This window comes from Intestinirhabdus alba (genome assembly GCF_009711095.1).
In the GTDB taxonomy this organism is placed as follows: domain Bacteria; phylum Pseudomonadota; class Gammaproteobacteria; order Enterobacterales; family Enterobacteriaceae; genus Intestinirhabdus; species Intestinirhabdus alba.
The window spans coordinates 1-303 of record NZ_WMJZ01000171.1 but is presented as its reverse complement, the minus strand read 5'-3'; the positions used below and the strand labels follow the sequence as shown (position 1 = coordinate 303).

Sequence of the window (303 nt, the reverse complement as noted above, 5' to 3'; positions counted from 1 at the left end):
GACATCCTGTCGTAGCGCATAACGCCCCATAGTTTTCAGAATAGCCAGCGCCCTGTTACAGGTAGACGGTGCATACTGCTGGCCGTGAATACGGCCCTCAAGCATGTCGAAAAGCACCTGCTGGATTTCCCGGGCCCGAAGGTCGCAGTAACGTATCTTCCCCAGACGAGGTTCAATGTATTGCGTGAAACGCTGAACATCCTTATCCCAGGACTTTTTATGGCGCTTGATGAACGGAACATAGGTCTGGTGAAAAAACTCACTAAGCGTTGGCATCGCACGATAATTATCGCGCTCTGCCTT

Annotated in this window: 1 pseudogene; it reads right to left on the bottom strand. The window is 51.2% G+C overall.

The annotated features are described in order from the left end of the window. Positions 1-303 (bottom strand): annotated as a pseudogene (locus GJV78_RS24080) (integrase); the annotation flags it as partial.